The 14,440-nt window shown below is 46.3% G+C and carries 11 protein-coding genes; 9 read left to right on the forward strand and 2 right to left on the reverse strand.

Annotation, left to right across the window (positions count from 1 at the left end):
• Positions 1-282: 282 nt before the first annotated feature.
• From DXD92_RS13170 to DXD92_RS13180, 3 genes are all read left to right on the forward strand, one after another.
• Positions 283-1,965, forward strand: coding sequence for a phospho-sugar mutase (locus DXD92_RS13170; protein WP_022462793.1), 1,683 nt, complete (start codon positions 283-285; stop codon positions 1,963-1,965).
• 123 nt (positions 1,966-2,088) lie between these two features.
• Positions 2,089-2,649 carry an RNA polymerase sigma factor gene (locus DXD92_RS13175; protein WP_118640692.1) on the forward strand — a complete coding sequence of 187 codons (561 nt, stop codon included), beginning with the start codon at positions 2,089-2,091 and terminating at the stop codon, positions 2,647-2,649.
• Complete coding sequence (locus DXD92_RS13180; protein WP_118640694.1) at positions 2,646-4,100, forward strand: serpin family protein; 1,455 nt, start codon at positions 2,646-2,648, stop codon at positions 4,098-4,100. Before DXD92_RS13175 ends, DXD92_RS13180 begins: the two co-directional genes overlap by 4 nt.
• Before the next feature lie 62 nt (positions 4,101-4,162).
• Here DXD92_RS13180 and DXD92_RS13185 read toward each other — a convergent pair whose 3' ends face one another.
• Positions 4,163-5,347 carry an MFS transporter gene (locus tag DXD92_RS13185; protein WP_022461454.1) on the reverse strand — a complete coding sequence of 395 codons (1,185 nt, stop codon included), beginning with the start codon at positions 5,345-5,347 and terminating at the stop codon, positions 4,163-4,165.
• A 207-nt stretch (positions 5,348-5,554) separates the two neighbouring features.
• Here DXD92_RS13185 and DXD92_RS13190 point away from each other — a divergent pair, with 207 nt between their 5' ends.
• On the forward strand, positions 5,555-6,493 hold the full coding sequence (locus DXD92_RS13190) for an AraC family transcriptional regulator (RefSeq protein WP_022461453.1): 939 nt from the start codon (positions 5,555-5,557) through the stop codon (positions 6,491-6,493).
• A gap of 74 nt (positions 6,494-6,567) precedes the next feature.
• Here DXD92_RS13190 and DXD92_RS13195 read toward each other — a convergent pair whose 3' ends face one another.
• On the reverse strand, positions 6,568-7,263 hold the full coding sequence (locus tag DXD92_RS13195; RefSeq protein WP_022461452.1) for a hypothetical protein: 696 nt from the start codon (positions 7,261-7,263) through the stop codon (positions 6,568-6,570).
• 201 nt (positions 7,264-7,464) lie between these two features.
• Between DXD92_RS13195 and DXD92_RS13200 the strand changes: the two genes are divergently transcribed.
• The 5 genes from DXD92_RS13200 to DXD92_RS13220 all read left to right on the forward strand — a co-directional run bounded on the left by DXD92_RS13200 (position 7,465) and on the right by DXD92_RS13220 (position 14,398).
• A complete protein-coding gene (locus DXD92_RS13200) occupies positions 7,465-7,911 on the forward strand; it encodes a MarR family winged helix-turn-helix transcriptional regulator (protein ID WP_022461451.1) in 447 nt (148 codons plus the stop codon).
• Positions 7,912-7,956: 45 nt separating this feature from the next.
• A complete protein-coding gene (locus tag DXD92_RS13205) occupies positions 7,957-10,278 on the forward strand; it encodes an ABC transporter ATP-binding protein (RefSeq protein WP_118640696.1) in 2,322 nt (773 codons plus the stop codon).
• A complete protein-coding gene (locus DXD92_RS13210) occupies positions 10,271-12,124 on the forward strand; it encodes an ABC transporter ATP-binding protein (protein ID WP_118640698.1) in 1,854 nt (617 codons plus the stop codon). The genes DXD92_RS13205 and DXD92_RS13210 overlap by 8 nt, the downstream gene beginning before the upstream one ends.
• 244 nt (positions 12,125-12,368) lie before the next feature.
• Positions 12,369-13,085, forward strand: a complete 717-nt coding sequence (locus DXD92_RS13215) for a LytR/AlgR family response regulator transcription factor (protein WP_022461302.1) — start codon at positions 12,369-12,371, stop codon at positions 13,083-13,085.
• On the forward strand, positions 13,082-14,398 hold the full coding sequence (locus DXD92_RS13220) for a GHKL domain-containing protein (protein WP_022461301.1): 1,317 nt from the start codon (positions 13,082-13,084) through the stop codon (positions 14,396-14,398). Before DXD92_RS13215 ends, DXD92_RS13220 begins: the two co-directional genes overlap by 4 nt.
• Positions 14,399-14,440: the final 42 nt, after the last annotated feature.

The following is a 14,440-nucleotide window of genomic DNA, read 5'->3' on the forward strand; positions in this document are numbered from 1 at the left end:
TTAAATTACCAAAAATAATTGCTGTTTTGGGGCGGTTATGGTATATTGTGACTATACATACATTTATGTGGCGCTGAATGGGGACATAAGAGTGAGACATAAAAGAAAGGTAACTATTCAGAACCCCATCTCGATTCCGCTTGCGCTGCATCTCGATGTTGCTTCTCGCCATATGAAATTCCAGAAAACCGCGCATTCATGCAAGCATGATTCACGATTTTCTTCTCTTTCGCATGGCGCTGAATAGTTACAAATAAAGAATAGAACAGGAGAAAAAAAGATATGTATCTGGAAGAGTATAAGAGATGGCTGGCAGCTGATCTGGAAGACGCAGATCTGAACCCGGAGCTGGCACGGATTGAAGGAAACGATGAGGAGATCAAGGACCGTTTTGCTGTATCTCTGAAATTCGGAACCGCAGGACTTCGTGGTGTACTTGGCGCAGGAACAAACCGTATGAATATCTATGTAGTGCGTCAGGCAACACAGGGCCTTGCAAACTGGGTAAAAACACAGGGCGGAAACCAGACCGTAGCCATCAGCTATGACAGCCGTATCAAGAGCGATGTTTTCGCAAAAACAGCAGCAGGCGTTCTGGCTGCAAACGGAATCAAAGTCAGAATTTACGATGCACTGATGCCGGTACCGGCACTTTCCTTTGCAACCCGTTACTATAACTGCAATGCAGGTATCATGGTAACTGCATCCCACAACCCGGCAAAATACAACGGCTACAAAGCCTACGGCCCGGACGGATGCCAGATGACCGATGATGCTGCAGCAATCGTATACGCAGAGATTCAGAAAACCGATATCCTGACCGGCGTAAAATATATGCCGTTTGCACAGGGAGTAGAAGAGGGACTGATCCGTTTCGTCGGCGATGACTGCAAGAATGCACTGTACGAAGCCATCGAATCCCGTCAGGTTCGTCCAGGCCTCTGCAAGACCGCTGGACTGAAACTCGTTTACAGCCCGCTGAACGGATCTGGTCTTGTACCGGTTACCCGTGTATTAAAAGACATCGGCATCACTGATATCACCATCGTTCCGGAGCAGGAGTATCCGAACGGATACTTCACCACCTGCAGCTATCCGAACCCGGAAATCTTTGCTGCACTGGAAAAAGGCCTGGATCTTGCAAAAGAGACCGGCGCAGACCTGATGCTGGCAACCGACCCGGATGCAGACCGCGTTGGTATCGCCATGAAATGCCCGGATGGAAGTTATGAGCTGGTAACCGGAAATGAAGTCGGCGTTCTGCTTCTCGACTACATCTGCGCAGGCCGCATCGAGAAAGGCACCATGCCGGAGAAACCAGTTGCTGTAAAATCCATCGTGTCCACACCGCTGGCAGATGCAGTTGCAGAGCACTACGGCGTAGAGCTCCGCAGCGTTCTGACCGGATTCAAATGGATCGGCGATCAGATTGCAAACCTTGAGGCAGACGGCGAAGTAGACCGCTTCATCTTCGGATTCGAGGAGAGCTACGGATACCTGGCAGGACCGTACGTAAGAGATAAAGACGCAGTCATCGGCTCCATGCTGATCTGCGAGATGGCAGCTTACTACAGAAGCATCGGAAGCTCTCTGAAACAGAGACTGGAAGAGATCTATGCCGAGTATGGCCGCTACCTGAACAAAGTAGACAGTTTCGAGTTCCCGGGACTTAGCGGAATGGACAAAATGGCCGGCATCATGGATGGCCTCAGAAAACAGCCGCTGACCGAGATCGCAGGTTCCACTGTTGTCAAAGTAACCGATTACGAGAAACCAGAAGAGACCGGACTCCCGGCAGCAAACGTTCTGATCTACAAACTGGCAAACGGTGAAACCGTCATCGTCCGCCCGTCCGGAACAGAGCCGAAGATCAAAGTATACTACACAACACTTGGTAAGGATCTGGCAGAGGCAGAAGCAGAGAAAGAAAAACTCGCAGAGGCTTTAAAACCGATTCTGGCATAAAGAAAATAAAAGAATGGAAGGGCGTGGCTTCGGTCACGCCCTTTTTTGAACTGAAATTTCTTTTGAAAAGTGTAAGATTTTCTGCAAAATGGCGTGATGATAGATGAAAGGGGGGATTTCCATATGGAGGATACTCATATTGTCCAAATGTACTGGGACAGGAACGAAACAGCGATCAGCGAGTCTGCGATGAAATATGGTACATACTGTACGTCCATTGCACAGAATATTCTGCAGAATCCGGCGGATGCAGAAGAATGTGTCAACGACACCTGGCTTCACGCGTGGAATGCTATGCCGCCGCACCGGCCGTCTCTGTTATCCACATTTCTTGGAAAAATAACGAGAAATCTTTCGTTTGATCTGTATCGAAAAATGCATCGCGGAAAACGCGGAGGAAGTCAGGTTGATGCGGTGTTGGACGAGTTGGAAGAATGCGTTTCGGGGAAAGATAATATTGAGCGGCAGTGGGAGATGAAAGAACTGATCGCGGAGATCAATCAGTTTCTGCAGAAGCTGCCGGAGGAGAAACGATGCATGTTTGTCCTGCGGTACTGGTATGTGGACAGTATCAGCGAAATCGCGGGGCGTCTGGGCAGAAGCGAAAACTATGTTTCAGTTACGCTGAACCGGATCCGTGGGAAACTGCATACACACTTGACGGAAAGGGGGTTCGAAGTATGAAGAAAGAAGAACTGTTTGAAACACTGAGTGACCTGGATCCTGCTATGGTGAAAAAGGCGCGGGACTATCAGCGTTCCCAAGGGGCTGCATGGAAAAAATGGACGGCCGCGGCAGCCTGCGCGGTGATCATCGGCGGAGCTGTGCTGGGGGTTACGACATGGAGAAATGGACAGGAGAGTTCGGCAGTCCGTTACCCGTCGGGGCTAAAGACGGTTATGGCAGCTTATCCGGCATCTGTGGCGCAGACGATGGATGCACAGGAATTTATGGAAAGTGATGCGCACTGGGACTGGTGGAATTCCTACAGGGAACTGACGACAAAATCAGCGGAACTGCAGTCGGGAATGGATGCGTATTATCAGAAACTGATGGAACAGATGCTGGTTTCCGATAATGAAAATACCGTCTGCTCGCCGATCAATCTGTATATCGCGTTTGCGATGCTGGCGGAAACTTCGGATGGAAATACGCGGCAGCAGATTCTGGATATGCTTGGTGCGCAGGATATGGACACCTTACGGAAAAATATTTCTTCGCTCTGGAAAAGCAATTATGCAGACACGCCCGCGCTGAAAAGTGTGTTGGCAAATTCGCTGTGGCTGGATGGTGAGGAAACATACAATGACACAACGCTGCAGCGGCTGGCGGAACAGTATTATGCATCGACCTTCCGTGGGACTCCCGGATCGGAAGAGATGAATCAGGCTCTGCGGACCTGGACGGATGATAATACCGGAGGGCTTTTAAAAGAATACACCGAAAATATGGCGATCGCCCCGGAAACGGTATTTGAACTGGTATCAACCATCTATTATAAGGCGATGTGGCGGGAGAATTTCTGGGAAGTGAATACAGAGAAGGAAACCTTCCACGGAGCTGCGGGAGATACCACTGTGGACATGATGAAGAAAACGGAATGGATGGATGTCTACCAGGGCGAACATTTCCGTGCAGTCAGCCTTAGCCTTCAGGACAGCGGCTCCATGTATTTCCTGCTTCCGGATGAAAATACCGATGTCAATGAACTGGTATCATCGCCGGATCTGATGAAGGTTATACGGCGGGATGAAAGCAGTGATAACTGGTATTCCCCTATGGTGAACCTGTCTGTTCCTAAATTTAAAGTATCGGAAAAAACAGACCTGATCGAAACGGTGCGCGCACTAGGTGTAACGGATGCGCTGGATACGGATCTGGCAGATTTCAGTCCATTAACAGGGGACAAAGAGAATTTATACCTGAGCAAAGCAGATCATGCCGCCACGCTAGAAATCGACGAAAACGGAGTAACCGGAGCAGCGTATACAGAACTCGGCATTTCAGAAACCGCAGCAGAAATACCGGACGACGAAATCGACTTCGTACTGGATCGTCCATTCCTGTTTCTTGTCACGGGGCAGGACGGATCGATTCTGTTTTCGGGAGTTGTGAGAAATATTGCAGAGACATGAAAAAAAGGAGTCGGACTGTCCGGCTCCTGTGTCTGAGACACGTTACGGTATCTCTTTTGTGCTTATTTTTGCTCTGCGTTCCTTTGTCGGAGCAGAAAAACAGACAAAATCAGTACAGCAGGGAAAATGCAGCCGGCCAGCATACCTGCCTTCAGATCGTCGCCGGTGTTTTGTGTGACAAATCCAATAACAAATGGGCCAATGGAACCACCCATATCTCCGGCCATGGCGAGAAGTGCGAACAGTGCAGTTCCGCCGAGTGGAATTTTAGAGGATGAAATACTGATGGTTCCCGGCCACATAATTCCTACGGAGAAACCACACACAACGCAGCCTATAAGATTTAAAAGAGGATATGGTGCGAGAGCTGCAGCCAGATAACAGATCAGGCAAAGTGTACCGGATGCGATCATAAATTTTGTTAAGTCAATTTTTTCCCCGTATTTACCATAGAAGGTTCTGCTGATGCCCATCATCACAGCAAACAGGCACGGTCCTGCAATGTCTCCAATGCTTTTTGAGAGACCTAATGCAGACTCGGCATAAGCGGAAGCCCATTGTGCCATCGAAATCTCGCTTGCTCCGGCGCAGACCATAAGAACAAGGGAAATCCAGAAAATGGGAAGACGGCACAGCTGACGAATGGTAAGTCCTTCTTCGCTTCCGGTCAGTGATTCAATCGGGCAGGAAAGAAAATTAAACGTATTGTACAGTGGAAGTACAGCCCAGATACATGCGAGGATCGGCCAGCGTTCCATACCAAAAACTGCCAAAAAAGCAGTGGAGAGTAAGATGACGCCTACAGACCCCCAGCAGTAAAAGGAATGAAGCAGACTCATAACGCTGTCCTTATTGTCAAACGGACAAGCTTCTACGATTGGGCTGACAAGAACCTCAATCAGTCCGCTTCCGGCGGCATAGATCATGGCACTGAGCAAAATTCCTGCATAGGCATTTGGCAGAATATTGGGCAGAAAGGCAAGTCCAATCAGGCCGCAGGCGGAAAGAATCTCAGAAGCAACGACACACCTGCGATAACCGATTTTATCGACATATCTGGCACAGAACAAATCGACAAGAAGTTGTGTGAAAAAGAATATTGTCGAGATAAACGCAATTTTTCCAAGAGAAATATGGTAAGTTCTGTGAAAGGTAAGAAATAGTAAAGGTGCAAAATTTGCAGAAATTGCCTGCGTGATAAATCCAAGATAACAGGCAATTAAGGTTTTGTGGTAGTTCTTTTTCATAGTGATATACTCCGTTTTTTAAAATGGCAGAACTGCTGCGGCCGTAGTGTTCGTTTCGTTGCCGTTCACCGTGTTCCATGGAGCGACAACGATTCTTTTTGTATAATAACGTAAAATAGTGTCGCTTTCACTGGAATATATCGTCTGTTTATTGTATAATATCGTAAAATAGAGAGGGGCGTGCCTGAAAAACGGAGGCGGGGAAAGATGGAATTTAATACATTTTATAACAAGATCCAAACGGATGAAAGCATGATGGAAACGATACAGCATGGAAACAGTGAGTATCCGTTTCAATTGTATTACGACGATCTTGCGTTGTTTGATTTTCATTGTGTAGAATGGCACTGGCATGTGGAGTTTGAGTTTGTTTTTGTACAGGAGGGAACAGCAACCTTCTGGGTTGGCGAAAAGCAGTTTTCACTGGGACAGGGAACGGGCATTTTTATTAACTCAAAGATTTTGCATCGCTATTTTTCTGAAGGCCATGCGATTATGCCAAATTTTGTTCTGAAACCGACATTTCTCGCTCCGGCAGACAGCCTGATTTACAAAAAATACATTGCACCGATACAGGCGTGTAAGGTGGACTGCATTGTCTTTTGCAGGGAAATAAAATGGCAGGCAGAAGCACTGGAGCTCATGCAGAAAATTCTCAAAGCGCAGGAATCAGACAAAGACCGGGAACTGGTTACTTTATTTCTGACGCAGGAATTGTGGCACTTGCTTTATTTGCACATGGATTCGGAAGTGCTGCAGAAAAAAAGAGAAAATACGGCATCCTCACAGGGAAGAACACAGCTGATGATGCAATATATTCATCAAAATTTCCGACAGAATCTTACCTTGGAGGATATTGCCGGGCAGGCTATGGTGAGCAAGAGTACGGCATTGAATCTGTTCCGAAGATATCTTCACGATACGCCGGTGCATTATCTGGTGAAGTATCGTCTGCAGGAGGCTGCAAAGCTTCTGGCCACGACGGAGAAAAAGATAACTGTAATTTCCGGCGAGACGGGATTTGAAAATATGGATTATTTTTGCAAGACATTTAAGAAATATTATGGGAGGACACCAACGGAATATCGAAGAAAAAAACAAATGGATACGGATGACAGAGAATGGATCGTTCAAGATGTAGTGTAAGAGGAAACGAAAAAATTACATTCTGAAAAAGGAGCGGAATCTGGTGTGGGTTCTGCTCCTTTTTAAATGGAAAATTATGGAATATACTTATTCGGCACAGCCAAAAACTCTTCTACATATTGCTCCAGTGCCGCAAGCAGTTCTTCAAGCGGAAAGACCTTCAGATCCTGCGCAGCTTCCGGCGGGACGGAGAGGAAGTGATGGAGGAGGTCAAGTACCTGTTGGACGTTCTCATATTGAATTTCTGTGATTCCAGGGTTCGTGACGTTAGGATTGAGATCGAGCGGGATGCAATAGCGGTTGACAAGATATGTATTCATTCGTGTATAGTCCCCGTAATAATACTCCTCCGTGAGATATCTGGAAAAAGGAATGGATGTCCGCGATTTTTTGATATAAACCGTTGCAATCTCATCTCTCATATCTGTAATTTCCCCATCCGCATTATAAAATTCCACAATCTGAGGAATGAAATCCTTAAAAAATTTCCGGTCAATATAAAGATGAAAATAATATCCCAGTGCGCTCGAATCTGGCAGAAGTGAACGGTATTTCGCTGTAAACCGTGTAAGATCCGGGAATACCATCATTTTTTCGCGGTAAAGCGGATCGCGGAAATGGGAGGATTCTTTCTGCTGCGTCGCATCCGGCAGAAGATTTCCGATCAGAAAATCATTTACCGATGAAATCGGATATGGAAAATCCGGGTGGGACGGGAGGTGCTTTAACAGCATTTGGGCTGCGGTAAGATGTAAGATAAAACCTGGCATGGGAATGAAGATGTCCTTTCGTATTTGCTTCTAATCTAAACAAAATGGCAGCGTTTGTCAAATTCTATTTGAGTGGCGTAAATTCTAAAAAAAACATAAACACCGGCAGATTTCTTGACATAGAAATTTGCCGGTGTTATTATTTAACGCGCGTAAATAAATAACACTGTTAAGCATTTGCGGCAAAAGGAGGGGGAAAACATGAAAGATGCATTTGAAAAACTGTTTCGTGCGGTGCACCAGTTTAAAAAACTGAACGTATCAGACCTGATTCCGGGACTCAGCAGTTCCGAATTTTCCGTTATGGGTGCGATTTTGCAAATGGGAGAAAACGGAAAAATTACAAGCTCAGAGCTGGCGGCGAAGACCAAAACACTTCCGCCGGCTGTGTCGCGCACACTGCGCGGACTGGAGGAAAAAGGATATGTAGAGCGGAGCGTTGACAAAAAAGACCGCAGAAATACATATATCAGTCTGACAGAGAAGGGCTGGAAAAAAGGGGAAGAGGTACGGGACAGAATGCAGGACTTTGGCTGCTCTGTGATGTCACAGTTAAAGGAAGAGGATATAGATCAGCTGGTTGCTTATCTGGATCGTATCTATGAGATCGCAGAAAAAGAAATTGACACCCGAAAACGACAGAATTAGTGTGCCGGCAAGCTGGTACACAAAAAAAGACAGAAAGGGGAAAAAATGAGTAAGATTTTCAAGAACATGATCCCGTACTGGAAATCGATTCTCGTGATTCTTGTGCTTCTGTTTGTCCAGGCGTGGTGCGACCTGTCGCTCCCGTCGTACACATCCGACATCATCGATGTGGGCATTCAGAACAGTGGTGTTGAGCACGTTACACCGAAACGAATCACAGAGGAAGAATTTCAGACGGCCGAGTTTATCATGACGGATGATGAGGTGGATTTATGGGAAAGCCTCTATACGAAAAAGGACGGCTATTATGAACGGAACAAAGCTTCTGAAAAAGAACTTGATGAAGCAGACGATACACTGACCGTTGCACTGCTGATGAATTACCAGATGGGTGCGATGGAGGAGGATACCTTTAAACAACTCATGGCACAGCAGACCGGTCAGGATGCGTCGGTGTTTGAAAACATGACGATTGAGCAGATCGGCGAGATGATGCATGTGGAGCTGAAGAGCTTCCAACAGGAAAAAGAGGATGACGATGGAAACAAAGTCAAAGTCACCTGTGTGGATGTCCGTCCAATCTTTGCAGCGATGCTCGAGAGCGGACAGATGGATAAAGACACCGTGCTCTCGATGCGCGACAGCATGGAAAAAACGCTTGATACGATGGGAAGCTCCCTGGTAAAATCGATGGGCATTGCGTATGCAGTTTCCGCAGACAAAGCGGCGGGCCTCGATCTAGACCAGATTCAGAAAACGTATCTTCTGACCGCAGGCCTCAAGATGGTCGGCATGGCACTCCTGATGGGTGTGGTAACTGTTCTCGTCGGACTGTTTGCCTCCCGCGTCGGCGCCGGAATCGGCCGCGATCTGCGCGAAAAAGTATTCAAACGGGTTGTCGGATTCTCCAATGTGGAGATGGATCAGTTCTCCACCGCATCGCTGATTACCCGAAGCACGAACGATATCCAGCAGATCCAGATGGTCTCCGTCATGGTACTGCGAATGGTTGCCTACGCACCGATCCTTGGCATCGGCGGTGTGCTGAAAGTCATGAAAACGGGAGCCGGTATGGAATGGATCATTGTTCTTGCGATCATCGTCATTCTCGGCTACGTGATGCTGCTTGTCTCCCTTGCGATGCCGAAATTCAAGCTGATGCAGAAACTGGTCGACAACATCAACCTCGTATCGCGTGAAATCCTGACCGGACTCTCTGTCATCCGTGCGTTCGGAAGAGAGGACAAAGAGGAAGAGCGCTTCGACGGTGCGAATAAGGAACTGACCAAAACAACCCTGTTCACCAACCGCGTCATGACCTTTATGATGCCTGGTATGATGATGATTATGAACGTGCTGACCGTCGGAATCGTATGGGTCGGTGCACATAAAATCGATGCCGGCACGATGCAGGTCGGTGCAATGACTGCATTTATTACCTACGCCATGATGATCGTCATGTCTTTCCTGATGCTGACAATGATGTCAATCATGCTGCCGCGTGCCGCTGTTGCCGCCGGCCGTATCGATGAAGTCATTCAGACAGAATCCTCCATTCAGGATGTCAAAAATCCGGAGCAGCTGGAGGTTCACAACGGAGTTGTCCGCTTCGATCACGTCAACTTCCGTTATCCGGGCGCCGAGGAGGATGTGCTGCATGACATCGACTTCGTTGCCGAGCCTGGCAAGACGACAGCGATCATCGGAAGCACCGGCTGCGGTAAATCGACGCTGGTCAACCTGATCCCACGTCTCTATGATGTGACGGGCGGAAAGATTACGCTCGATGGAAAAGATATTCGAAACATTACGATGAAGGATCTGCGCGATGAGATCGGTTTCGTGCCGCAGAAAGGTGTGCTGTTCTCGGGAACGATCGCATCCAACCTGCGCTTCGGAAAAGACGATGCGACGGATGCGGAGATCGAAAAGGCAGCCGCAATTGCGCAGGCAACCGAGTTTATCGAGGCAAAAGATGACAAATACGAAACCGCGATTGCACAGGGCGGAACGAACGTATCCGGCGGACAGAAACAGCGTCTGGCGATTGCGCGTGCGATTGCAAAAGACCCGAAAATCTTTATTTTCGACGACAGTTTTTCTGCACTTGACCTGAAAACGGATGCGGCGCTTCGAAAAGCACTGGCGGAGAATGTCAAAGACAGCACCGTGATCATCGTGGCACAGCGGATCAGCACGATTCTCCATGCGGAGCAGATTCTGGTGCTCGATGACGGAAAAGTAGTCGGAAAAGGTACGCATGAGGAATTGCTGAGAAGCTGCGAGGTTTACCAGGAGATTGCGAAATCTCAGCTGTCAGAGAAAGAGCTTGGACTGAAGGAAAGTGAGGTGGCTGACCATGAGTAATGAAATGAACCAGCAGCCGCGCAAAAGAGGACCGATGGGACGGATGGGCCGCGGCATGCAGCCGGGCGAGAAGCCGAAAGATCTGAAAAAATCGATCAAACAGCTCGCCCAGTACATCGGAAAATATAAAATTGCGATTTTTATCGTTATGATCTGTGCCGCATGCTCGACGGTGTTCAACGTTGCCGGACCAAAGATTCTCGGAAAAGCTACGACCGCACTGTCCGAGGGACTGATGGAAAAGATCCGGGGCACAGGAAGCATTGATTTTGCAAGAATCGGAACGATTCTGCTGTTTGTACTTGGCCTGTATCTGATGAGCGCCCTGTTCAGCTTCATCCAGGGCTGGATTATGACCGGCGTTACCCAGAAGGTATGCTATCGTCTCCGGAAGGAAATCTCGGAGAAAATCAACCGCATGCCGATGAAATATTTTGAGAGCCGCACCTATGGCGAAGTGCTCTCACGTATTACCAACGATGTCGACACACTGGGTCAGGGACTGAACCAGAGCATTACCACAATCATCACATCCGTGGCAACGCTGGTCGGCGTTCTGATCATGATGCTGAGTATCTCTCCGCTGATGACGCTGATCGCACTTGTGATCCTGCCAATTTCTATGGGGCTGATCGGACTGGTGACGAAGAAATCCCAGAAATTCTTCCGTGACCAGCAGGAATATCTGGGTCACATCAATGGACAGGTTGAGGAGGTTTACGGCGGCCATCTCGTCATCAAGGCATTCAACCGCGAGAGGGATACGATCGAAGAGTTTGAAAAAACCAACAATATTCTTTACGATTCCGCATGGAAATCCCAGTTTTTATCCGGTATGATGCAGCCGATTATGATGTTTGTCGGAAATTTAGGCTACGCCTGCGTGGCATTGACCGGCGGACTTCTGGCGATCAAAAACGTGATCACGATCGGTGATATCCAGGCATTTATCCAGTATGTGAAAAACTTTACCCAGCCGATCCAGCAGATTGCGCAGGTGATCAACATGGTACAGTCGATGTCGGCGGCATCCGAGCGTGTCTTTGAATTCCTGAACGAAGAGGAAGAGGATCAGACCACGGAAAATCCGGCGGACATTGAGACGGTAACAGGAGCAGTAACCTTTGACCATGTACAGTTCGGATACAATCCGGATCAGATCATCATCCATGATTTCTGTGCGAAGGTAAAACCGGGTCAGAAAATTGCCATTGTCGGCCCGACTGGAGCAGGAAAAACGACAATGGTTAAGCTGCTGATGCGTTATTATGATGTAAACAGCGGAGCCATTCTTCTGGATGACCACAATATCAGGGATTTCAACCGCAGAGAGCTTCGCGATGCCTTTGGTATGGTGCTGCAGGATACGTGGCTGTTCAAGGGCAGTATCATGGAAAATATCCGCTACGGCCGGCTCGATGCCACGGATGAGGAGGTTATTGCAGCGGCGAAGGCTGCGCGGGCACACCATTTCATTCAGACCCTGCCGGGCGGCTACCAGATGGAGCTGAATGAGGATGCAAGCAATGTATCCCAGGGACAGAAACAGCTTCTGACGATCGCAAGAGCAATTCTTGCAGACAATAAGATCCTGATTCTCGATGAGGCGACCTCATCCGTTGATACCAGAACAGAGATCGAGATCCAGAAAGCAATGGATAACCTGATGAAGGGTAGAACAAGCTTTGTCATTGCCCATCGGCTGTCCACGATTCGTGATGCGGATCTGATTCTTGTCATGAAGGACGGAGATATCATCGAGCAGGGCAACCATGAAGAACTGCTTGCGAAGAATGGGTTCTATGCAAACCTTTACAATTCGCAGTTTGAGGATATAGTTGCGTAACAGCCTTTGCGGGCGATATAAATTTATTGTAACAACACCTGAGTTGGCAAAACGGTTCAGGTGTTGTTTTTTTTCGAGGGAAAATCTCGTTACATTTTCCCGTCAGGCAAAAAAGCTCTCAGAGCAGAATGATCTGATGTTTGTCCCAGATCATTCATGTTATCCCAGGTTACTTGAGAGAAAAGAAAAAATTTGGTATGCTATTGAGAAGTAGAATCTTCGATAAGAAGCACGGGGGAAAATAATGAATTTAATTTTATGTGATGATGATAAAGTGTTTTTAAATAAACTGGAAATCAGAATTCGAGGTTTATGTCAGAAACATAAGATTGCAGTGAAAATGGAGTGCTACGTATCTGCGAAGGAGATGCTGGAAGGAATCAAAAATCTTGATGAGATTTCTGTTTTTTTTATTGATATCGATATGCCGGAAGTGAATGGATTTGAGGTTGCATCGTATCTGAAAAAGTGGAACAGAGAATGTTGTATTGTGTTTGTATCGAATAAGGATGATCTGGTGTTTCAGTCATTGGTGTATCATCCATTCTTTTTTATCCGCAAGGCACATCTGGATGAGGAACTGGAGCCGCAGTTGCTGGAACTGCAGAAAAAGGCAGGAAAGAAAGTTCCCCAAATAGAACTGCAGACAGGGCGTCAGAGTGTAAAACTTGCATTGCGTGATATCTGGTTTGTGGAGAGCGAGAAGAACTATCTGCTTTTCTATCGGGAAAAAGATACGAGGGATGAGGCGATTCGTGTAAGAATGAAAATGTCAGAAGCGGAGAAAAAACTAGAAGCGCATAAATTTGTAAGGACACATAAAGGATATTTGGTTAACATGAACTATGTATATCGGTTGCGCGAAAAAGAACTTCTGCTATTGAACGGGAAAAGCATTCCTGTCAGCAGAAATTATCTGAATCAGGTTCGAATGAAAATTATGGGAGTGGTGATGGAATGAGTGCAACATTTTGGAAGGTTTTTGAACTTGCAATTTCTGTTTGGGAAAACATACTTTTGTTGGAATTCTGCATGGATTTTATGCAGCAGAAACCCAAAGGGAAAAAAGGTAAAATTTTGTGGGGAATTGCAGTGCTATTTGGGCTAATCTTTCCTGCGTTGGAAAAGTATCCTGCGTTATATGACAGGTGGGAAATGTGGATCACATTGATTTGGCTTTTTGTCTATTTGATGGTGGGTACACAGGGAAGTGTTCTGAGAAAGGTTACTGCAGCGGTAGTTGCGAGAGCAGTATTGATGATGGTAAACACAGCGATCCTTTTCGGCGGCAGTTTTATCCTTCAAGAAAGTGTTGCATCGTTTATTCAAGATCAGGATACAGTAAGAATTGCGATCATGCTATTATCAAAAATTTCTTATTTTTTTGTTGGTAAATTACTAAATAGTCTTTTGTTTGAACGAGAGAATCTGATAAGCTGGCAATGGATTGTCATGGGATGCAACCTTGTTTTCTCAATTATTGCGGGAAATACTATTATTTTGGTAGTAAGAGATCTGCCAAGTGTGCAGATGCAGGAACAGAAATGGATTTTGCTGTGCGTATGCTGTATCTGGCTGATGTGCCTGATTATGTACTTTATAGTACAGCAAATGAGCAAGGATAATCAAACAAAGCTAGAATATGAACTGATGAAAGAAAAAGAGAAATATTCAAAGGAAAGTATGGAAATTATTAAGAGAAGTAATGAAGAATTACGAGAATTTAAACATGATTTGAAAAATTATCTTTTACCTCTGCAAGAGGCAATGGAGACCATGCCGCAGTCGGAAATGGTAAAGGTATGGGAAAAAATTAATCAGAAAATTGAAGATGTGCAGACACTAATTCAGACAGGAAACAGTTATGTGGATTCTATGATTAATACAAAAATTACTCTTGCGAGAAGTGAAAAAGTAGATGTGAAGTGTACGATTCTGAGCAAAATGGAAGGAATTGATGATTTGGAATTTTGCTCTGTGTTTGGAAATCTCATGGATAATGCGATTGAAGCAGAGCGGAAAGTTACAGAGAAGAAAGAAATTATAATTTTTGTAGAGGAAAAAATGGGATATCTTCGGTTGGAGATTCAAAACAAAATAGAAAAATCTGTTTTAAATGAAAATTCAAGTTTGAATACGACGAAGAAAGATACAAGCAGCCACGGGATTGGGCACAAAAGTGTAAAACGGACGATGCAAAAGGTAGGTGGCGCGTTAAAGTATTATGAGACAGGAGATTTGTTTTGCGCAGAGGCAGTATTTCCGATAAAATAAGATAAAACGTAATAAAAAAGACTTTATTTGTATGAAGGAAGC

Source organism: Blautia sp. TM10-2 (genome assembly GCF_003480845.1).
GTDB lineage: Bacteria > Bacillota > Clostridia > Lachnospirales > Lachnospiraceae > Fusicatenibacter > Fusicatenibacter saccharivorans.

Excerpts from the sequence above, each read along its gene's own strand:
- DXD92_RS13195 (WP_022461452.1), bottom strand. The coding sequence starts at position 7,263 with ATGCCAGGTTTTATCTTACATCTTACCGCAGCCCAAATGCTGTTAAAG.
- DXD92_RS13170 (WP_022462793.1), top strand. The coding sequence starts at position 283 with ATGTATCTGGAAGAGTATAAGAGATGGCTGGCAGCTGATCTGGAAGAC.
- DXD92_RS13215 (WP_022461302.1), top strand. The coding sequence starts at position 12,369 with ATGAATTTAATTTTATGTGATGATGATAAAGTGTTTTTAAATAAACTG.
- DXD92_RS13200 (WP_022461451.1), top strand. The coding sequence starts at position 7,465 with ATGAAAGATGCATTTGAAAAACTGTTTCGTGCGGTGCACCAGTTTAAA.
- DXD92_RS13180 (WP_118640694.1), top strand. The coding sequence starts at position 2,646 with ATGAAGAAAGAAGAACTGTTTGAAACACTGAGTGACCTGGATCCTGCT.
- DXD92_RS13205 (WP_118640696.1), top strand. The coding sequence starts at position 7,957 with ATGAGTAAGATTTTCAAGAACATGATCCCGTACTGGAAATCGATTCTC.
- DXD92_RS13210 (WP_118640698.1), top strand. The coding sequence starts at position 10,271 with ATGAGTAATGAAATGAACCAGCAGCCGCGCAAAAGAGGACCGATGGGA.
- DXD92_RS13185 (WP_022461454.1), bottom strand. The coding sequence starts at position 5,347 with ATGAAAAAGAACTACCACAAAACCTTAATTGCCTGTTATCTTGGATTT.
- DXD92_RS13175 (WP_118640692.1), top strand. The coding sequence starts at position 2,089 with ATGGAGGATACTCATATTGTCCAAATGTACTGGGACAGGAACGAAACA.
- DXD92_RS13220 (WP_022461301.1), top strand. The coding sequence starts at position 13,082 with ATGAGTGCAACATTTTGGAAGGTTTTTGAACTTGCAATTTCTGTTTGG.
- DXD92_RS13190 (WP_022461453.1), top strand. The coding sequence starts at position 5,555 with ATGGAATTTAATACATTTTATAACAAGATCCAAACGGATGAAAGCATG.